The following is a 19,618-nucleotide window of genomic DNA, read 5'->3' as shown; positions in this document are numbered from 1 at the left end:
GGCGTTCCGCCGCCTGTTCGGCAGCGGAACGCAGCCGGCGCAGATCCGCCAGCGTGGGCTTAGAGTCCTTCATTCTCCAGCCAGCGTTGTGCGTCCAGGGCGGCCATGCAGCCGGTGCCGGCGCTGGTGATGGCCTGGCGGTAGACGTGGTCCTGCACGTCGCCCGCGGCGAACACGCCGGGAACCGAGGTCATCGTGGCCAGGCCCTGCAGGCCGCTGCGCGTCGTGATGTAGCCGTTTTCCATCGCCAACTGGCCTTCGAAGATGGCCGTGTTGGGTTTGTGGCCGATGGCGATGAAGGTGCCGGTCACGTCCAGATCTTCGGTCCGGCCGGTCTGCTTGTTGATCAAGCGGGCGCCCGTGACGCCGGAATCATCGCCCAGGACTTCCTGCAGTTCGTAGAAGAGTTTCAGGCGCATGTTGCCGTTTTCGACCTTGTCCATCAGCTTGTCGACCAGGATGGGCTCGGCGCGGAATTTGTCGCGCCGGTGCACCAGGGTGACGGTGCGGCAGATATTGGACAGGTACAGGGCTTCTTCCACCGCCGTATTGCCGCCGCCCACCACCAGCACGTCCTGGTTCTTGTAGAAGAAGCCGTCGCAGGTGGCGCAGGCCGATACGCCGCGCCCCATGAAGGACTGTTCGGATGCCAGCCCCAGATACTGGGCGGACGCCCCGGTGGCGATGATCAGGGCGTCGCAGGTATAGGCGGCGCCCGTGTCGCCGTTCAGCACGAAGGGCCGTTTGGACAGATCGACGCTGGCGACGTGATCGAAGACCATTTCCGTATTGAAGCGCTGGGCATGTTCCATGAAACGCTGCATCAGGTCCGGCCCCTGGACGCCGGCCACATCGGCGGGCCAGTTGTCGACTTCGGTGGTGGTCATCAATTGACCGCCCTGTTCCAGGCCGGTGACGAGCACCGGGGACAGATTGGCGCGGGCGGCGTAGACCGCAGCGGTATAACCAGCCGGGCCGGAGCCCAGAATCATCACTTTCGCGTGTTTTGCAGTAGACATCACAGAAAATCCGTTCATCATCAACCGCCCAATTATAATGGGCGGATGGCTAGAATTCCGGTGACCTCTTCCCGCTCCACGCGTAACGTGCGCAATGGCCCTTCCCCCCTGCAGGCGCGCCTGACCGGTTTGCTGCGCGAGGCCCGCTGGATCCTGCTGGCGGCGGTCGCCGGCTGGCTGATCCTGGTCCTGGCGACCTGGCATCGATCCGATCCGGGCTGGTCGCATTCCCTGACCATCGGCGCCACCCAGAACTGGGGCGGCACCTTCGGGGCCTATGTGGCCGATCTGATGCTGTACCTGTTCGGCGCATCCGCCTGGTTGTGGGTGCTGCTGATGCTGCGCCACGTCGCGGCGGGGTTTTATCGCCTGACCCGCGTGGTGCTGCCGTCCAGGATTCCGGAACTCCTGCCCCGGGTGCGCTGGGAAGTCGGCATCGGCTTCACCTTGCTGTTCCTGGGCTGCATGGGCATCGAGGCCCTGCGCCTGCAAAGTCTCGGCACCGCGCTGCCGGCCGGCGCCGGCGGACAGCTCGGCCATCTGCTGGCAGGCATCCTGGCCGAAACCGCGGGCAGCGCCGGGGGCACCTTGCTGCTGCTGGCTTTCATCGTCATGGGTTCCAGCCTGTTCTTCGGGTTTTCCTGGCTCAACGTCTCGGAAAAGGTGGGGTTCTACCTGGAAACGGCCGTGCGCCGCCTGATGGACCTGAAGAATGCCTGGCAGGACCGCCGGGTCGGCATGACGGCCCAGGCCGAACGCCAGGAAATCGTCGAAACCCGCCAGACGCAGTTGGTGCACGAACAGCCGGTGCGCATCGAGCCCACCGTCACGACCGTGCCTAAATCCCCGCGCGTCCAGCAGGAAAAGCAGCAGGCGCTCTTCACCGTCAAGGAAGACCCTGCGCTGGGCGGCAGCCTGCCGGCCCTGTCCCTGCTGGACCCTGTCGAACAGGCCCAGGAAACCGTTTCGCCCGAGACCATCGAGTTCACCTCGCGCCTGATCGAGAAGAAACTATCGGATTTCGGCGTCAGCGTCACGGTGGTGTCGGCCCAGTCCGGCCCGGTCATCACCCGGTATGAAATCGAACCCGCCACGGGGGTCAAAGGCAGCCAGATCGTCAATCTGGCCAAGGACCTGGCCCGGGCCCTCAGCCTGGTGCGCATCCGGGTGGTGGAAACCATCCCGGGCAAGAATCTGATGGGGCTGGAGCTGCCCAATCCGCGCCGCCAGATGGTGCGCCTGTCGGAAATCCTGGGGTCCCAGGTCTATCACAGCAGCGCGTCGCTGCTGACCATGGCCCTGGGCAAGGACATCGCCGGCAACCCGGTGGTGGCCGACCTGGCGAAAATGCCCCATCTGCTGGTGGCCGGCACGACCGGTTCGGGCAAATCGGTGGGCATCAACGCCATGATCCTGTCGCTGCTGTACAAGGCCGATGCCAGCCAGGTGCGCCTGATCCTGATCGACCCGAAGATGCTGGAAATGTCCGTCTACGAAGGCATTCCCCATCTGCTGGCGCCGGTCGTCACCGACATGCGCCATGCGGCCAATGCCCTGAACTGGTGCGTGGCCGAAATGGAAAAGCGCTACAAGCTGATGAGCAAGCTGGGCGTGCGCAACCTGGCGGGCTACAACGCCAAGATCCGCGAGGCCCAGAAACAGGAACAGCCCATCCCCAATCCTTTTTCGCTTACGCCCGATGCGCCGGAACCCCTGGGCACTCTGCCCATGATCGTGGTCGTCATCGACGAGCTGGCCGACCTGATGATGGTGGTCGGCAAAAAGGTCGAGGAACTGATCGCCCGCCTGGCGCAGAAGGCGCGGGCGTCCGGCGTGCATCTGATCCTGGCCACCCAGCGCCCCAGCGTGGACGTGATCACCGGCCTGATCAAGGCCAATATTCCCACCCGCATCGCCTTCCAGGTGTCGTCCAAGATCGATTCCCGCACCATCCTGGACCAGATGGGCGCGGAAACTTTGCTGGGGCAGGGCGACATGCTGTACCAGCCGCCCGGCACCAGCGTGCCCACCCGCGTCCATGGCGCTTTCGTGCACGATGACGAGGTGCATCGTGTGGTCGACGCCCTGAAAGAAGCCGGCGAACCCGATTATGTCGAAGGCCTGCTGGAAGGCGCCCTGGAGGGCGAGACCGGCGACGGCGTCAGTTCCGTCACCGGCTTCGGCGACCAGGAAAACGACCCCCTGTACGATCAGGCCGTGGAAGTCGTCATGCGCAGCCGCCGCGCGTCGATTTCCTTCGTGCAGCGCAACTTGCGCATCGGCTACAACCGCTCGGCGCGGATCCTGGAACAGATGGAGCGGTCCGGGCTGGTCAGCCCGCAGCAGCCCAACGGCAACCGCGACATCCTGGTGCCGGCCCAGTCCGGCGAAGACGAGTCATCCCTATGAATACCTGTGTCTTGAATCGCCGCCGCATGCTGGCCGCCGCCGTCGCGCTCTGCGGCCTGGTGGGGCTGCCCGGTCCCTCCTGGGCTGTCGATACGGCCCAGATGCAATTGCAGTCTTTCGTCGACAAGGTCAAGTCCGCCACCGGCCGGTTCCAGCAGGAACAGGCCGCCCCGGATGGCGCCAAGCGCTTGCAGACCGGCACTTTCGCCTTCCAGCGGCCCGGGAAATTCCGCTGGCAGGTCGTGAAGCCCTATGCCCAGTTGATCGTGTCCGACGGCCAGCGCGTCTATCAATACGACCCGGACTTGGAACAGGTTACCGAACGCAAGGCGGGCCAGGCCATCGGCGCCTCGCCGGCGGCGCTGTTGTTCGGATCCGGTTCCCTGGACGATGCCTTCAATGTGCAGGCCCAGCCCGACCGCGATGGCCTGCAGTGGCTGCGCGCGGTGCCCAAGACCCCGGATGCCGGCTTCACCCACGTGAATATCGGCTTTTCGGATGGCGTGCCGCAGCGCCTGGAATTGCTGGATGCCTTTGGCCAGACCTCGCGCATTGCCTTTTCTGATCTGAAGGCCAATCCGGGGATCCCCGCCTCTGAGTTCCAGTTCACCGTGCCCCAGGGCGCCGATCTGGTGAAGATGAACTGATGGTCACTCAGGGGGATCTGCTGGGGGATGCGCCCCTGCCATCCGGCAAGGGCGCGGCGGGCGATCATTCCGGCTCGGCGCCGTCCGGGCGGCGGGTCGCGGTCGATCCCGCGCATGCGCCGCTGGCGGAATCCCTGCGCCCCCATACCCTGGACCAGGTCATCGGGCAATCGCATCTGTTGGGCGAAGGCAAGCCGCTGCGTCTGGCATTCCAATCCGGCAAGCCCCATTCCATGATTTTCTGGGGGCCGCCCGGGGTCGGCAAGACCACGCTGGCGCGGCTGATGGCCACGGCTTTCGATTGCGCCTTCATCGCCCTGTCGGCGGTTTTCTCGGGCGTGAAGGACATCCGCGCCGCCATGGTCCAGGCCGAACAGCACCAGGCCCAGGGCCAGCCCACCATCCTGTTCGTGGATGAAATCCATCGTTTCAACAAGTCCCAGCAGGATGCGCTGCTGCCCTATGTGGAAAGCGGCCTGGTGACCTTCATCGGCGCCACGACGGAAAATCCTTCCTTCGAGGTCAATTCCGCCTTGTTGTCGCGCGCCCAGGTCTATGTGCTGAAATCGCTGAGCGAAGACGAATTGCGTCAATTGGCCCGGCGGGCGCAGTCCCAGGCCATGGGCGAATTGGTGTTCGACGATCTGGCGCTCGACACGCTGGTCGGCTATGCCGACGGCGATGCGCGGCGCCTGCTGAATCTGCTGGAACAATGCCAGACCGCGGCCGGCGCCAGCGGCGTCACGCAGGTCGATGCCGGTTTCATCGAAAACGCCCTGACCCTGAACGCCCGCCGCTTCGACAAGGGCGGCGACAATTTCTACGATCAGATCTCGGCGCTGCACAAATCCGTGCGCGGATCCCACCCCGATGCCGCCCTGTACTGGTTGACGCGCATGCTCGATGGCGGCGCCGACCCGCGCTATCTGGCGCGGCGCATCGTGCGCATGGCCTGGGAGGACATCGGCCTGGCCGATCCCCGCGCCATGCAGGTCGCCAACGACGCCGCCCTGACGTATGAACGGCTGGGCAGCCCCGAAGGCGAATTGGCGCTGGGCCAGGCCGTGATCTACCTGGCCGTCGCCGCCAAGAGCAATGCGGGCTATATGGCCTACAACCGGGCTCGCGCCTTCGTGAAGCAGGACAAGAGCCGCGAGGTCCCCGTGCACCTGCGCAACGCCCCCACCAAGCTGATGAAGGAACTGGGCTACGGTCACGCCTACCGCTACGCCCACGACGAACCCAACGCCTACGCGGCGGGGGAAACCTATCTGCCCGATGGCATCGATGAACCCGGCTGGTACCGGCCTGTGCCTCGCGGCCTGGAAATCAGGATCGGCGAAAAACTGGCGCAACTGCGGCAATGGGACGAGGAGGCCGACGATGCCTGATCCCCTGAAGACCATCGGCCTGATCGGCGGCATGAGCTGGGAATCCACCGTGCCCTACTATCGCCAGATCAACGAGGCCGTCAAGGCTGGACTGGGCGGCCTGCATTCCGCCAGGATCGTTCTCTACAGCGTCGATTTCGCCGAGATCGAACGGCTGCAGCATGCCGGCGACTGGGACGCCGCCGGCGTCATCCTCGCGGATGCCGCCCGGGCCCTGGAACGCGCTGGCGCGGATTTCCTGGTGCTGTGCACCAACACCATGCACAAGGTGGCGCCCGCCATCGAATCCGCCGTCGGGATCCCGCTGCTGCACATCGCCGACCCCACGGCGGCGGCCATCCGCCAGGCGGGCCTTTCCCGCATCGGCCTGCTGGGCACGGCCTTCACGATGGAACAGCCGTTTTACCGCGATCGCCTGCAGGACCGGCACGGCATCAAGGTCCTGGTTCCGGACGCGGATGACCGCGCCCTGGTTCACCGCGTCATCTATGACGAGTTGTGCCTGGGCCGCATCGAGGCCGCGTCCCGCCAGGCCTACCGCGCCGTGATGCAACGTCTGGTCGATCAGGGGGCCCAGGGCATCATCCTGGGCTGCACGGAAATCTCGCTCCTGGTCGGCCCGCAGGACGCCGGCGTGCCGCTGTTCGATACCACGGCGATCCATGCGCAGGCGGCGGCGCAGGCCGCGCTGGGCCGCTAAGCTGCGTCAGGGATACAGGTTGACGCGCGTATCCACCAGCCGCGCGTCCGGCGTCAACGGGGTCAGCGCCAGCTTGAAGAAAGGCACGTAATCCAGGGTGATGCGCAGGGTGTCGCCCGTATCCAAGGTGCATGGTCCCCCCAGGCGAACGGGCAGATCCGCCTGGAAGCGTCCTTGCACGCAGTGCAGGATCGTCTCGCCCGGACGCAGGGGCAGTTGCTGGGCGCCGTTGCGCATATCGATGCAGCCGTGCGCCTGCTTGCGGCGCAGCATCAGGTTGAAATCCTTGGCCGGGCCGGCCGTCAGGGCGGCGGTGTAGGGCGTTTCCCCGGCGAAATACAAGCGGGCGCCGGTGCCCAGCAGTGTTTCCTGGCCGGTATCGGTCCGGGTCAGGCGCAGGGGGCCGCCTTCGGTCAGGATCAGGATGCGGTCAATGTCTTCCCAGTGCGAGAACGGTCCGTCGGAGGCGACGTCGGCCGCGCTGATGCGCCAGATGAAGTCGTCCGGCCCGGCGTCGTCCGGAAAAATGGCGATCTGGCGGGTGGTGCCGCCGCCGTTCTTCCAGGGGGCGGGCCGCAGTTCGGCGGCGGGGATGAAGCGGATGGCGTCCTGCATGAAAGCTCGCGTTCTATGGCTTGGTTTAATTTAATACAATAACCCGGCTCCGGATGCCGCCATCCGGGGCATCCGGTTTCGGCCCGCCCGCTGCGTGGGCCCAATCACAGATGTTCCGGTCGTCCCGGGGCATCTTCATCATTCGCTCATCGCCATGCTAGATACCAATCTGCTGCGCAAGGACCTGGAGCGCGTCGTGCACGCGCTGGGCCGCCGCGGCCTGACCTTCGATACGGACCGCTATCATGCCCTGGAAGCCCGCCGCAAGGCCGTCCAGGTGCAGACGGAAGAACTGCAAGCCCGCCGCAATGCGCTGGCCAAGCAGATCGGCCAGCTGAAGTCCCGGGGGGAAGACGCGTCCGCCGTACTGGCCGAATCCCAGGCGATCCCCGACCGTCTGAAGGCCTTGGAACAGGACCTGGGCGCCGTGCAGCAGGAATTGTCGCAGTGGCTGATGACGATCCCCAACCTGCCCGACGACAGCGTGCCCGACGGGGCATCTGAAGCCGACAACGTCGAAGTCCGCCGCTGGCTGCCGGGGGCGGCCGACGCCGACGGCAATCCGGCCGGCCTGGGTTTCGAACCGCTGGATCACGTCGCGCTGGCCGAACCCGTCGGCCTGGATTTCGAAGCAGCCCGGTCCCTGGTGGGCGCGCGTTTCATGATGCTGCGCGGCCCCATCGCCCGCCTGCACCGCGCCCTGGCGCAGTTCATGCTGGACCTGCAGACCGGCGAGCACGGCTATCAGGAATGCTACACGCCCTACATCGTCAACAGCTCCACGCTGTTTGGCACCGGCCAGCTGCCGAAATTCAAGGACGACATGTTCTGGGTGACCAAGGGCGGGCAGGGCAGCACGCCGGATGAAGACGGTCCCGCCGAAGACCTGTACCTGATCTCGACGGCGGAAATCCCGCTGACCGGCACCGTGCGCGACCGCATCCTGGACGCCCGGGACCTGCCCCTGAAGCTGACGGCCCACACCCCGTGCTTCCGCTCGGAAGCCGGCAGCGGCGGGCGCGACCTGCGCGGCCTGATCCGCCAGCACCAGTTCGACAAGGTCGAGATGGTGCAGATCGTGCACCCGGAACAGTCCTGGCAGGCCCTGGACGAGATGGTCGGCCATGCCGAGCACGTGCTGCAGGCCCTGGGCCTGCCCTACCGCGTGGTGCTGCTGTGCGCGGGCGACATGGGATTCGGCTCGGCAAAGACCTACGACCTGGAAGTCTGGCTGCCGGCGCAGAACACCTGGCGCGAAATCTCTTCCGTGTCCAACTGCCTGGATTTCCAGGCCCGCCGCCTGCAGGGCCGCTTCCGCCCCGAAGGCCCCAAGGCCAAGCCGGAATACCTGCACACCCTGAACGGTTCCGGGCTGGCCGTGGGCCGCGCCATGGTCGCGGTGCTGGAAAACTACCAGCAGGCCGACGGCAGCGTGGTCGTGCCGCCGGTCCTGCGTCCCTATATGGGCGGACTGGAAGTCATCCGCGCCTAGTCGCCGCGCCAGGAGGGCGGGGAGCGAATCCCTGCCCGTTCCTGCCGGGAGATCGCCGGATTCTGTGCTAGAATGCGCAGCTTGACCGCAGTCAAAGCCGGAGAGGTGGCAGAGTGGTCGAATGTACCTGACTCGAAATCAGGCGTACGGTAACCCCGTACCGTGGGTTCGAATCCCACCCTCTCCGCCAGTTTGAAGAAATGCAGCCCGCCAACCGAGAGGTTCGCGGGCTTTGTTGTCTCCGGCAATTGCTATCATGGGGTGACTCGTTGGAGCATTCGCCATGTACTCAGGCAGTTGCCTCTGCAAAAAGATTCGCTATGAAATCAGTCTGGAGCCGGGAGACTTCGGCTATTGTCATTGCGTCAGTTGTCGTAAAGCCAGCGGTTCCAGCCACGCGGCCAATGCGCCCATACAGCGAGAGAACTTCCACCTCTTGTCGGGCGCCGAGATCCTGAAGGAATTCGAATCATCGCCCGGCATGTTTCGTGCGTTCTGCACGAACTGCGGCTCGCCTATCTATGCCTTTCGGTCCGATCACCCGGGTCTGCTCGGCGTCCGCTTGGGTTCGCTGGATACCCCGTTCACCAAGCAGGCAAAAGAGCATCGGTACGTTGCTGAAAAGGCGTCGTGGGAAGAGATTGAAGATCACCTTCCGCAGTATCCGGGCCCCCACACGCCGTAGACTGCGCTAAGCCTGCCGGCCAGGAGAAAATCGAATGCTCTCCGATCTGGTTTTCCTGGATGCTTCGCGGGTGCTGCCGGCATAACGCAGCGATCAATCGTCAAATACCTTTAAATTGACAATCCATTGCATTCTCCATGCACCATCCGGCATGTCGCGTTGGTAGACTCTTTGGCTCTTGAACTTTCGTCGAGTCAACAATATGTCCTTGACCAAGCGATGCGCCGCGGAATTGTTCGGCACGTTCTGGCTGGTGTTCGGCGGCTGCGGCAGCGCCGTGCTGGCAGCGGCATTTCCTGAACTGGGGATCGGTTTTGCGGGGGTCGCCCTGGCCTTCGGTTTGACGCTGCTGACCATGTGCTATGCGATCGGGCATATCTCCGGCTGCCACATCAATCCCGCGGTGACTTTCGGTCTGGTGGCGGGCGGGCGCTTTCCCGCGCGCGACTTGATTCCCTACGTCTTGTCACAGGTGCTGGGCGCCATCGCTGCAGCTGCGGTGCTGTATCTGATCGCGAGCGGCAAGGCCGGCTTCGACGCGTCGGCGGGTTTCGCATCGAACGGCTATGGCGAGCATTCGCCCGGCGGTTATTCGCTGACGGCGGCATTGACGGCCGAAGTGGTGCTGACCGGGTTTTTCCTGTTCATCATCATGGGCGCCACACACCGGCTGGCGCAGTCGAGTCTGGCCGGCGTGGCGATAGGGCTGTCGCTGACGCTGATCCACCTGGTCGGCATTCCGGTGACCAACACGTCCGTCAATCCCGCGCGGTCGACCGGCGTGGCCCTGTTTCAGGGCAGTTGGGCGCTGGATCAGCTCTGGCTGTTCTGGCTGGCGCCCATTGCGGGCGGAGTGATCGGGGCGCTGGTGTACCGCGCCTTGCTTACCAGCGACGATTGAGGTTCCGCAGGACGTCATGATCACCGGTTTCTGACGCCCGGACGGTATGGGCATACCACCCGGGCCTCCTGCGAAAGCATCACAATGGACCTGATATCCACATTCAGGACAGGAGACACGTGATGGCCAAGAAATTGCTGATGCTGGTGGGCGACTACGTCGAGGACTATGAAGTCATGGTGCCGTTCCAGGCCTTGCAGGCGGTCGGGCATCAGGTCGATGCGGTGTGTCCGGGGAAAAAAGCGGGCGAATGGGTGGCCACGGCGGTCCACGATTTCGACGGCGCCCAGACCTATAGCGAAAAGCCTGGGCACCGCTTCACGGTGAACCGTGATTTCGACGCCGTCGATGAGGCGGCCTACGATGGCCTGGTCATTCCGGGCGGCCGCGCGCCCGAATACCTGCGCATGAATGATCGTGTGCTGGAGATCGTGCGGCACTTCCAGGCGGCTGACAAACCCATTGCGTCGATCTGCCATGGCGCGCAGTTGCTGGCGGCGGCTGGTGTGCTCCAGGGCCGCACATGCTCCGCCTATCCGGCGTGCGCAGCGGAAGTCCGCCTGGCAGGCGGCCGATATGCCGACATTGCGGTGGACCAGGCGCATACGGATGGCAACCTGGTCACCGCGCCGGCCTGGCCCGCTCATCCGGCCTGGATCGCCCAGTTCCTGACCGTTCTGGGCACACGCATCCAGCACTGATTCCCCAAGCCGGCGCCAATCTCTACAATCGGGGGGTGAAGCGCCTGTTCGGGAGCCTGTGCCATGTGTGAAATCTTCATCCGGGCCAATCCACGGTCCTACGGCAGCGAAAGCCGTTCAATGCGCCTGCATGGCGTGGCGACCAGCGTGCGCCTTGAACACCTGTTCTGGCACGTTCTGGAAGACATCGCGCGGCGCGATGGTATGCGGGTGACGCAACTGATCGAGCGCCTGTACGACGAGTTGCTGCAGTATCGGGGGGAAACCGGCAACTTCGCTTCGTTTTTGCGGGTCTGTTGCCTGCGCTACCAGATGCTGCAGGTCGATGGCCGCATTCCGGCGGATGCGGGCGTGCCGCTGCGTTCGCTGGATGCCGGCGCCGTGTTGCGCGACCTGCCGGATTTGCTGTGCGAAAACGAGGCGGCTTGAGCCCTGCAGCCGAGCCCGGCATGTCTCAGGGGTGAGCCTCGTCCGGGCGCCGTGGCACCAACAGCACCACGATCAGGGTCAGGACAGCGGCGCCGACCATGCCTGTATACACTTGGTGGGTGGCGATGTCGAAGGCCGACAGCAGGTATTGGCGGCTGGCTGAGGCGGCCGGATCCGTCTGCAATGCCGTGATCACGCCGTTCACGCTCGGCAGGGCGCCGCCCAGCGCGGCGGGAGCTGCATCCAGAGATTCGCGCATGGCGTTGTTGAACAGCGCGCCGACCACGGCGGCCCCCAGGCTCTGGCCCAGGTAGCGCGACCACATGTTGGCGCTGGTCGCCACGCCGCGCTGGCGCCAGGGGACGGCGGATTGCACGCCGACCAGCAGGGGGGTGGACAGCATCCCGAAGCCGGCCCCCAGCAGGATCTGGTCTGCCGTGACCAGCCAGACGGCGGGCTGGGGCGGTAGCCAGACGAAGCCCAGGACCGCCAGCAGGATCAGGACGCCGCCGAACAGCGCGGTATCCCGGAAGCCGAATTTCAGATACAGGCGCCCCGACCAGGCGGATGCCGAGACCCAGCCCAGGCTCATGCTGGCCAGCACCAGTCCGGCGCTGATCGGGCCCAGGCCCATGACGGATTGGGCGAAAACCGGCAGGTAGGTGCCGGGCGCCATCATGACCAGACCCATGCCCAACGCCCCCAGGTTCGAGCCCAGCATCAGCCGGTGGCGCCAGACCCAGCCGGGCATGATGGGTTCGGCCGCGCGCCGTTCCCGCGCCACGGTGGCGGTCATCAGCACGGCCATCAGGGCGAAGGTCGCCAGGCTGGGGGCGGATGTCCAGGCCCAGGCGTTGCCGCCTTGCAGCAGGCCGAAGACCCCCACGGCTCCCGCCAGCATCATCAGGATGGCGCCGATGTAGTCGATCGCATGCCGATGGGCGGGCGCCTGTTCGTGCAGGTAGCGGGCGATCAGGGCAATGGCCGCGAGGCCGATGGGCAGATTGATCAGGAAGACCCAGCGCCAGGTGGCGTATTCCGCGAAGGCGCCGCCCAGGGTGGGGCCGACGATGGCCGCGATGCCCCAGACGCTGGACAACCAGCCCTGCACCCGGGCGCGTTCCCGGGTGGAGTAAAGATCGCCCGCCAGGGTGTTGACGGTGGCCATGATGGACCCGGCCCCCAGGCCCTGGATGGCGCGAAAAACGATCAGGGGGATCATGCCCCAGGCCAGGGCGCAGGCCGCCGACCCCAGCAGGAACAGGGCGGAGCCGCCGATCAGCACGGGCTTGCGGCCGTACAGGTCCGCCAGCTTGCCGTAGATGGGGATGGTGACGGTCTGGGCCAGCAGATAGATGGAGAACAACCAGGTGAACCGGTCGAAGCCCCCCAGGTCGCCGACGATCTGCGGGATGACGGTGGCGACGATGGTGATGTCCATGGCCGCCAGCGACATCGTCAGCATCAGGGCGGCCAGTATCCAGCCTCGATGGGCGACGGGGGCGGATTCGGCGGGATGGCTGTGGGGGGATTCCTGCTTTTCGGAAGTGATCACGGTCATAATGGCGGCAGTGCGGCGAGGCTTCAATCTTAGTCCACGCGGAACAAGGGAAACAGGCATGCATGACGCGAAGCTGGGGCCCCGGCAGGGGCATGGGGAATACAAGATCCCGGGCGGCAAGTTGGTGGTGGTGGATCTGCGGGTGATGGACGGCCATTTGAATCATGTGCGGCTGTCGGGGGACTTCTTCCTTGAACCGCCGGAGGCCCTGGATGCCATCAATGCGGCGCTGGAAGGTCTGCCCGCGGACACCGATGCGGCGCATCTGACGCGGGTGGTGAACGACGCCCTGGGGGCGGACGTCGAGATGTTCGGCCTGACGCCGGAAGGCATCGCCGTCGTGGTCGGGAGGGCGCTGGCATGAACGAATCCGCGAACCGTAGCGCATGGGCCGATTTCGATTGGCAACTGCTCCATCCCGCGCCGATGCTGCCGCTGCAGCATGTGGCGCTGGATCAGGTGCTGCTGGACGAGGTAGCTGCAGGGCGCCGCGCGCCGACCCTGCGGATCTGGGAATGGGCGGCGCCGGCCGTCGTCATCGGCATCTTCCAGTCCCTGAAGAACGAAGTCGACGCGCAGGCCGCCCAGGCGCTCGGCATCCAGGTCGTGCGTCGCATCAGCGGGGGCGGGGCCATGTTCATCGAGCCCGGCAACGCGATCACCTATTCCATCTACGCGCCGCTGTCCCTGGTGGAAGGCATGAGCTTTCGGGAAGCCTATGCCTACATGGATGATTTCGTCCTGCAGGCGTTGGGGGATCTGGGTATCAAGGCCTGGTATCAGCCGCTGAACGACATTACGTCCGATGGCGGCAAGATCGGCGGCGCGGCCCAGGCCCGCCGGGGCGGCGCCGTGCTGCATCATGTGACCATGGCGTATGACATCGATGCGGTGAAAATGCTGCAGGTCCTGCGGATCGGCCGGGAAAAGCTGTCGGACAAGGGCACCACGTCCGCCGCCAAGCGCGTGGATCCGCTGCGCAGCCAGACCGGCCTGCCCCGCGAAGCCATCATCGCCCGTATGCTGGAGACCTTCCGGCGGCGCAACGGCTTGCGGGACGACGCCTTGAACGCCGCCGAACTGGCCCAGGCCGATCGCTTGGTCCGGGAAAAATTCGGCGCCCCGGACTGGCTGTCCAAGGTGCCTTGAGAAATATCGTCCCGCGGGGCCGAGCCATACGAGGGCCTGGCTAGCCCCTCAATAGCCCTGGGCAAGCCGGGGGCGGCTTATTCCGGGGCCTTCAGGATGCCGGCCGCCCGCATCCGGGCGTGGACGCCGGCCACGATACGGTCGCAGCGCTCGCCGGCAAACGAAAACGCTTCGCCGATGTGGGGATCGAAGTCTTTCTTCAGGCCTTCCTGAAGCAGGCGTCGGGCCCGCATGAACCTGACCCGCACCGTGGCTTCGGGCATCCCGAGCGCTTGGGCGACTTCGGCTGCGGACATTTCCTCGACCCCGCGCAGCATGAAGACCGTCCGGTAGATGTCGGGCAGGGCGTCGATGCGCTCTTCGATGTGATGGCGCAGTTCAGCCCGCCACGCGGATTGATCGGGACGCGAGGTGTCGGAAGCGGGGAGGTCGGAGCCGGGCGCAAACATGCTGTCCTGTTCGGTGGAAACCTGGTATGCCGATTGGATGTGGGCTTCGCGGGTTTTGTTTCGTCGGCGGCGCATCAGGGCCTCGTTGACGGTGATGCGGGTCAGCCATGTGGCGGGCTGCGCGTCGGCGCGGAAGTCCGCCAGATGCTGAAAGGCTTTCCACCAGGCTTCCTGGACCGCGTCTTCGGCCTCGGCCTCGTCGTGCAGGATGCTGCGCGCCGCCCGGTAGAGCTGCTGGTTGTGCCGGCGCATCAGCAGGTCGAATGCCTGCAGTTTGCCGGCGCGGCACCAGGCGATCAGCGATAAATCGCTTTCTTTCGTCAAGTCGTGCTGAATCTGAGTATCCACCTCGTTCCCCGAATAAGCCTCGACACCATTAGATGGCCCCGGCTGTGAAAACGTTTCATGGCCCGCTCCGGCGATGGGCAGTTCAGCCGTGGGCGTTGCCATGCAGGCCGTCCAGAGTCTGCAGCGCGAGATTGGAATGCGCGTAGGCCCCGCCGGCCCGCATTTCGGCCGCCACCCAGATGGCTTCCATGATTTCGGCGTCCGAGGCCCCGGCGCGCGAGGCGCCTTCGGTGTGGCCCTTGATGCAATAGGGGCACTGGGTGACATGGGCCACTGCCACGGCGATCAGCTGTTTGGTCTTGGCGTCCAGGGCTCCGGGCGCAAAGACGGCCTTGCTGAAGGCCTTGAACGCGGCCAGGGGTTCCGGGGCCAGTTCGGCCCGGCGCTTGGCCAGGTCCGCTGTGGCGTGAGGGTACATGGGTGCATCCATGGGACGGCTCCTGTGTCGATGATCCATCCATGATAGACCCGGCGGCCGCCGGGAACCAGCGAACCCCTGTTGCGACCAGGGGCCTACAATGTCAGGTTTTGATCAAGGAAGCTTCTCGTGGAGAGTCGTCAACCCATGGATGGCAGGGCATCGGGGATCATGCTGCTGCTGTGCCTGATCTGGGCGATGCAGCAGATTGCGCTCAAGGCCACGACGGATGATTTTTCCCCGGTCTTCCAGATCGGCCTGCGCACGGCCCTCGGCGGCCTGCTGGTCGGATTGATGATGATCGGGCGCCGCGAACGGATCGGTGCGGCCCTGGCCCTCTGGAAGCCCGGCCTGTGCGCGGGCGCCTTGTATGCGCTGGAATTCATCCTGATCGGGGAAAGCCTGCGGTTCACCACGGCGGGCCATGTGGTCGTGCTGCTGTATACGGCGCCGATCTTCGCCGCCATCGGACTGCACTGGAAATTGGCCGAAGAGCGCTTGGCGGCGGTGCAGTGGGGCGGGGTCGTCCTGGCGTTCTGCGGGGTGGGTATCGCCTTTCTGCTGCGCGGCGGCGCTGCGCCGGCCCAGGCCGACGCCATGTTGTGGGGCGACCTGCTGGCTTTGCTGGGCGGCGCGGCATGGGGGGCGACGACCGTCGTGGTCCGGGTGACGCCGCTGGCATCCCTGCCGGCCAGCCAGACTTTGATGTACCAGCTGGTGGGCGGGTCGGTGCTATTGCTGCTGGCGGCGGCGCTGATGGGGCAGACGACCTTTCATTCCACGCCGCTGGTCTGGGCCGGCCTGGCCTTCCAGGTCTTTTTCGTAGCGTTTTTCAGCTATCTGGCCTGGTTCTGGCTGCTGACGAAATACCTGGCATCGCGCCTGGGCGTGTTTTCCTTCCTGACGCCGCTGTTTGGCGTGATCCTGGGCGCCTGGCTGCTGGGCGAACCCATCGGGCCGGGCTTCCTGCTGGGGTCCCTGCTGGTTGTGGCCGGGGTCGTGCTGCTCAGCGGCTATGGGTGGTATGCGCAATGGCGGACGCATTCATCCTGAGAATCCTCCCGAATCCAGGAAATCCTGTTCTTCCGGCGTCGTGACGCGGCCCAGCGCGGCATTGCGATGGGGGAAGCGTCCGAAGCGGGCGATGATGTCGTGATGCACCTGGGCCCAGGGCAGGGAGTCGGGGGCGTGTCGCTGATAGATGACCAGCGCCTCTTGCTGGGTGGGCAGGTTTTCCGCATGCATGAAGGGCAGGCAGATGAAATTGCGCAGGGCGGGTTCGATCCGGTCCAGGAAGTCCAGGCTGCGGCGGGCATAGGACAGCGCCAAGCCGTCGGTGGCGAACATGTGGCCCGTATCCCGGAAGGCATTGCGCGGGTATTGATCCAGCAGCAGGATCAGGGCCAGGGCGGATTCGGGCTGCCGCAGCCAGTCTTCCAGTTCACCGCGGGCGGCGGCGTAGTGGGCGTCTTGGAAGCGGCTGCGGAAATCCGTGTCGAACGCCGCATCCTTGGCGAACCATTTGGCGGGGCCGGCATCCCGCCAGAAATCAATCATGGCCTGTGCGGTCTGTGCGAGGGCGGGCGGATTCTGGCTGGATCGGGTCATGGCCGGGCTTCCTATAACAGTTCGCGGCGCAGATCGGCCGCCGATTTGGGGGACAACAGGCCGGGGGCCACGTCGAAGACCGTGCGCGCGCCGGTTTCGCCGGCGGATTTCATGCGCCAGGCCGCGCGGGCGTAGGCCACCAGCACGCTGGATGTAAACCCCGGGTTGCTGGCCAGCTTCAGGGAATATTCCATCACCTGCGGGTCGCCGTGGCCGGATTCGCCGCTGCGGATGACGAATCCGCCATGCGGCATGCCGGCGTGGTCGCGCCGCAAGGTGTCGGCATCGATGAAATGCACCGTGGTGTCGTAATCGGCGAAATAATCCGGCATGGTCACGATGGCCTGTTCCACCTGCCGGGCGTCGGCTCCCGCCTGCAGGACCACGTAGCATTCCCGGGTGTGCTTTTCACGGGTGCTCAGTTGCGGCTGCCGGCCTGCCCGCACGCGTTCGACCGCGGCTGGCACGGGGATGGTGTACTGCACGCCGCCCGCGACGCCGGGCACGCGACGGATGGCGTCGGAATGGCCTTGGCTGAGGCCCTTGCCCCAGAACGTATAGGTCGCGCCTTGGGGCAGGATGGCTTCCCCCATCAGGCGGTTGATGGAAAACAGGCCCGGGTCCCAGCCGACGGCCAGGATGGACAGATTGCCGTGCGCCCGCGCCGCCGCGTCGACGGTCTGGAAGTACTGCGGGATGCGGGCGTGGGTGTCGTAGCTGTCCACTGTGGTGAACCACTGGGCCAGTTCCGGACCTTGCGTGGGCAGGTCGTCCTTGGAGCCCCCGCACAGGATCAGCACGTCGATGTCGTCGCGGCGGGCCGCCGCGTCGGCCAGGGACCAGACCGGTACGGTCGGATCGTCCAGCACCAACGAGGCCGGATCGCGGCGCGTGAAGACGCCGACCAGCTGCATGTCGGCGTGGCGGGCGATGGCCGCCTGCGCGCCGCGTCCCAGGTTGCCATAGCCGGCGATGCCGATGCGGATGGGGGATGAAGCCATGAATGTCCTTTCAGTGGAAGTCAGCCGGATGCGGCAGTGGTTTCATTGTATCGGCTCGAGTTTCCGCAGGTGGGGCGCCGCTCGCCCGGATGCTAGAATGGCGGCCATTTCTCGCTGGGCGCGGTGCCCTGCCGGTTTTCGGAGGCAGGGTGATTTGGGTAGGTACATGATTGATCTTCCTGGTCCGTCGCCGGAAGTTCATCCTGGAGTATCCCTATGGCGCTTTCCGCCTCCAAATCCAATCCGTTGCTGCAGTTCGTCAGCAATGGCAGCCTGGTGACGCAGATCCTCATCGGCCTGATCGCCGGCGTGCTGCTGGCCTACGTGTCTCCCGATGGCGCCCGGGCCGTCGGCCTGCTGGGCGGTTTGTTCGTCACAGCGCTGAAATCCATCGCGCCGTTGCTGGTGTTCGTCCTGGTGGCCGCCTCCATCGCCAATCACAAGAAAGGCGCCCAGACGCGCTTGAAGCCGATCCTGGTGCTGTATCTGGCGGGGACTTTCGCGGCGGCGCTGGTGGCGGTCGTGGCCAGCTTCATGTTTCCCCTGACCATCCAGTTGCACCTGGGAGATGCCGCCTTGACGCCGCCCAGCGGCGTGCTCGAAGTCTTGCGCAATCTCTTGCTCAGCGTAGTGGACAATCCGGTGCGCGCCCTGCTGGAGGCCAATTACATCGGCATTCTGGCTTGGGCCGTCGGCCTGGGCGTGGCCTTGCGTCATGCCCATGAGTCCACCAAACACGTCATGTCGGATCTTTCTCTGGGGCTGTCCTTCATCGTGCGCATCGTGATCCGCATGGCGCCGCTCGGGATCTTCGGGCTGGTCGCCTCGACGATCGCCGACACCGGTTTCGGCGCCTTGCTCGATTATGTCCGCCTGTTGGGCGTGCTGCTGGGCTGCATGGCGTTCGTGGCTTTGGTGGTCAATCCCCTGATCGTCTTCTGGCGGCTGCGCGCCAACCCCTATCCTCTGGTGCTGACCTGCTTGCGGGAATCGGGCGTGACGGCGTTCTTCACCCGCAGCTCGGCGGCCAATATTCCGGTCAATATGGCGCTCTGTGAAAAGCTGGGTCTGGAAGAAGACACGTACTCCGTCTCGATCCCTCTGGGAGCCACCATCAATATGGCGGGCGCGGCCATCACCATCACGGTGCTGACGCTGGCCGCCGTCAATACGCTGGGGGTCTCCGTGGATCTGTTCACGGCGCTGTTGCTCAGTGTCGTGGCGGCCGTGTGCGCCTGCGGCGCGTCGGGCGTGGCGGGCGGGTCCTTGCTGCTGATTCCGGTCGCGTGCAGCCTGTTCGGCATTTCCAACGACCTGGCCATGCAGGTCGTGGGCGTGGGCTTCATCATCGGCGTCCTGCAGGATTCTGCGGAAACCGCGCTGAATTCCTCGACCGATGTGCTGTTTACGGCTGCGGGGTCGGCTCGCGTTGCGACCAGCGCTGGATGATCGGCCACAGGTCGGCCGGCTGGCGGGCGATGGCGTCCGCCTGCCAGCGGGCCGGGTCGTCCAGGGAACAGTAGCCATAGCCGGCTGCCACAGTCGCCATGCCGGCGGCCTTGCCGGCCAGGATGTCGCGTTCGTCGTCGCCTACGTACAGACACTGGGCCGGGGCGAAGCCTGCCTGCCGGGCGGCATGCAGCAGGGGTTCGGGATGCGGTTTGGTATGGGGCGTGGTGTCGCCGCCCACCGTCACGCGGCAGCGCGGCTCCAGTCCCAGATGGCGCACGATGGGCAGAGCCAGGGATTCGACCTTGTTGGTCACGATGCCCCAGCTCATCGAGGCCTCGGCCAGCTGATCCAGCAGGGTGTCGATGCCCGCGAACAGCCGGGTGTGCACCAGCATGTCCTGAGCGTAGTCCTGCAGGAACTGCCGGCGGCTGCGTTCGTATTCCTCGCTGCCCGGGTCCAGGTCCAGCGCAGCCTTCAACAGGCCGCGCGCACCGTGGGAGGCGTAGGGCCGCAGGGCGTCGTAGGGCAGGGGATCCAGGCCCCGGTAGCTGCGCTGGCGGTTGGCCGCCGCCGCCAGATCGGGCGCCGTGTCCGCCAGGGTACCGTCAAAATCGAATAGAACGAAACAGGGATGCATGGGGAT

The 19,618-nt window shown here is 65.5% G+C and carries 21 protein-coding genes and 1 tRNA gene; 14 read left to right on the top strand and 8 right to left on the bottom strand.

Annotation, left to right across the window (positions count from 1 at the left end; all coding sequences use genetic code 11):
• Positions 1-59 precede the first annotated feature (59 nt).
• On the bottom strand, positions 60-1,019 hold the full coding sequence (gene trxB / locus WBG56_RS13840; protein WP_424269301.1) for a thioredoxin-disulfide reductase: 960 nt from the start codon (positions 1,017-1,019) through the stop codon (positions 60-62).
• Positions 1,020-1,064: 45 nt separating this feature from the next.
• Here trxB and WBG56_RS13835 point away from each other — a divergent pair, with 45 nt between their 5' ends.
• The 4 genes from WBG56_RS13835 to WBG56_RS13820 are packed head-to-tail and all read left to right on the top strand — an operon-like array spanning position 1,065 to position 6,166.
• Positions 1,065-3,428, top strand: coding sequence for a DNA translocase FtsK (locus WBG56_RS13835; protein ID WP_424269299.1), 2,364 nt, complete (start codon positions 1,065-1,067; stop codon positions 3,426-3,428).
• A gap of 11 nt (positions 3,429-3,439) precedes the next feature.
• Entirely contained in the window at positions 3,440-4,075 is a 636-nt protein-coding gene (lolA, locus tag WBG56_RS13830) for an outer membrane lipoprotein chaperone LolA (RefSeq protein WP_424269307.1), read from the top strand.
• Complete coding sequence (locus WBG56_RS13825; RefSeq protein ID WP_424269297.1) at positions 4,075-5,466, top strand: replication-associated recombination protein A; 1,392 nt, start codon at positions 4,075-4,077, stop codon at positions 5,464-5,466. The genes lolA and WBG56_RS13825 overlap by 1 nt, the downstream gene beginning before the upstream one ends.
• A gap of 4 nt (positions 5,467-5,470) precedes the next feature.
• Positions 5,471-6,166 (top strand): aspartate/glutamate racemase family protein, encoded by a 696-nt coding sequence (locus tag WBG56_RS13820; protein WP_424269305.1) that lies wholly within the window; start codon positions 5,471-5,473, stop codon positions 6,164-6,166.
• Positions 6,167-6,172: 6 nt separating this feature from the next.
• Here the strand turns inward: WBG56_RS13820 and WBG56_RS13815 are convergent, their stop codons facing one another.
• Positions 6,173-6,781 carry a HutD family protein gene (locus WBG56_RS13815; protein ID WP_424269295.1) on the bottom strand — a complete coding sequence of 203 codons (609 nt, stop codon included), beginning with the start codon at positions 6,779-6,781 and terminating at the stop codon, positions 6,173-6,175.
• 154 nt (positions 6,782-6,935) lie between these two features.
• Between WBG56_RS13815 and serS the strand changes: the two genes are divergently transcribed.
• The 6 genes from serS to WBG56_RS13785 all read left to right on the top strand — a co-directional run bounded on the left by serS (position 6,936) and on the right by WBG56_RS13785 (position 10,989).
• On the top strand, positions 6,936-8,273 hold the full coding sequence (gene serS, locus WBG56_RS13810) for a serine--tRNA ligase (protein ID WP_424269293.1): 1,338 nt from the start codon (positions 6,936-6,938) through the stop codon (positions 8,271-8,273).
• Between the two features lie 99 nt (positions 8,274-8,372).
• A tRNA-Ser gene (locus WBG56_RS13805) sits at positions 8,373-8,463 on the top strand.
• 93 nt (positions 8,464-8,556) lie between these two features.
• Positions 8,557-8,958, top strand: a complete 402-nt coding sequence (locus WBG56_RS13800; RefSeq protein WP_424269291.1) for a GFA family protein — start codon at positions 8,557-8,559, stop codon at positions 8,956-8,958.
• Positions 8,959-9,160: 202 nt separating this feature from the next.
• Positions 9,161-9,859: an aquaporin Z gene (aqpZ, locus tag WBG56_RS13795; protein ID WP_424269289.1), complete on the top strand. Its 699-nt coding sequence runs from the start codon at positions 9,161-9,163 to the stop codon at positions 9,857-9,859.
• A 122-nt stretch (positions 9,860-9,981) separates the two neighbouring features.
• On the top strand, positions 9,982-10,560 hold the full coding sequence (locus WBG56_RS13790; protein WP_424269287.1) for a DJ-1/PfpI family protein: 579 nt from the start codon (positions 9,982-9,984) through the stop codon (positions 10,558-10,560).
• Between the two features lie 63 nt (positions 10,561-10,623).
• A complete protein-coding gene (locus WBG56_RS13785; protein WP_424269285.1) occupies positions 10,624-10,989 on the top strand; it encodes a ribbon-helix-helix domain-containing protein in 366 nt (121 codons plus the stop codon).
• A 25-nt stretch (positions 10,990-11,014) separates the two neighbouring features.
• Here the strand turns inward: WBG56_RS13785 and WBG56_RS13780 are convergent, their stop codons facing one another.
• Positions 11,015-12,550, bottom strand: coding sequence for an MDR family MFS transporter (locus WBG56_RS13780; protein WP_424269283.1), 1,536 nt, complete (start codon positions 12,548-12,550; stop codon positions 11,015-11,017).
• Positions 12,551-12,608: 58 nt separating this feature from the next.
• Here WBG56_RS13780 and WBG56_RS13775 point away from each other — a divergent pair, with 58 nt between their 5' ends.
• Both WBG56_RS13775 and WBG56_RS13770 read left to right on the top strand, forming a co-directional pair.
• The gene (locus tag WBG56_RS13775; RefSeq protein ID WP_424269281.1) at positions 12,609-12,914 is read left to right on the top strand and encodes a biotin--protein ligase; all 306 of its coding nucleotides are present in this window, start codon (positions 12,609-12,611) and stop codon (positions 12,912-12,914) included.
• Positions 12,911-13,699, top strand: coding sequence for a lipoate--protein ligase family protein (locus tag WBG56_RS13770; protein WP_424269279.1), 789 nt, complete (start codon positions 12,911-12,913; stop codon positions 13,697-13,699). Before WBG56_RS13775 ends, WBG56_RS13770 begins: the two co-directional genes overlap by 4 nt.
• Positions 13,700-13,776: 77 nt before the next feature.
• Here WBG56_RS13770 and WBG56_RS13765 read toward each other — a convergent pair whose 3' ends face one another.
• Together WBG56_RS13765 and WBG56_RS13760 are read right to left on the bottom strand one after the other, a co-directional pair.
• The gene (locus tag WBG56_RS13765) at positions 13,777-14,496 is read right to left on the bottom strand and encodes an RNA polymerase sigma factor (protein WP_424269277.1); all 720 of its coding nucleotides are present in this window, start codon (positions 14,494-14,496) and stop codon (positions 13,777-13,779) included.
• An 82-nt stretch (positions 14,497-14,578) separates the two neighbouring features.
• Complete coding sequence (locus tag WBG56_RS13760; RefSeq protein WP_424269275.1) at positions 14,579-14,926, bottom strand: carboxymuconolactone decarboxylase family protein; 348 nt, start codon at positions 14,924-14,926, stop codon at positions 14,579-14,581.
• 117 nt (positions 14,927-15,043) lie between these two features.
• On the opposite strand from WBG56_RS13760, the gene WBG56_RS13755 reads away from it, so the two are divergent.
• Positions 15,044-15,967, top strand: a complete 924-nt coding sequence (locus tag WBG56_RS13755; protein ID WP_424269273.1) for a DMT family transporter — start codon at positions 15,044-15,046, stop codon at positions 15,965-15,967.
• On the opposite strand, the gene WBG56_RS13750 is transcribed toward WBG56_RS13755, so the two are convergent.
• Complete coding sequence (locus WBG56_RS13750; RefSeq protein ID WP_424269271.1) at positions 15,959-16,522, bottom strand: DUF924 family protein; 564 nt, start codon at positions 16,520-16,522, stop codon at positions 15,959-15,961. The genes WBG56_RS13755 and WBG56_RS13750 overlap by 9 nt on opposite strands.
• Positions 16,523-16,533: 11 nt before the next feature.
• Positions 16,534-17,523 (bottom strand): diaminopimelate dehydrogenase, encoded by a 990-nt coding sequence (locus tag WBG56_RS13745; protein ID WP_424269269.1) that lies wholly within the window; start codon positions 17,521-17,523, stop codon positions 16,534-16,536.
• Positions 17,524-17,739: 216 nt separating this feature from the next.
• On the opposite strand from WBG56_RS13745, the gene sstT reads away from it, so the two are divergent.
• A complete protein-coding gene (gene sstT, locus WBG56_RS13740; protein ID WP_424269267.1) occupies positions 17,740-18,972 on the top strand; it encodes a serine/threonine transporter SstT in 1,233 nt (410 codons plus the stop codon).
• Here the strand turns inward: sstT and WBG56_RS13735 are convergent.
• A complete protein-coding gene (locus WBG56_RS13735) occupies positions 18,929-19,612 on the bottom strand; it encodes an HAD family hydrolase (RefSeq protein WP_424269265.1) in 684 nt (227 codons plus the stop codon). The two genes, sstT and WBG56_RS13735, sit on opposite strands and share 44 nt — an antisense overlap.
• Positions 19,613-19,618: the final 6 nt, after the last annotated feature.

The organism is Castellaniella sp. (assembly GCF_049671645.1).
In the GTDB taxonomy this organism is placed as follows: domain Bacteria; phylum Pseudomonadota; class Gammaproteobacteria; order Burkholderiales; family Burkholderiaceae_B; genus Castellaniella.
This window is presented reverse-complemented; position numbering and strand designations above follow the sequence as displayed.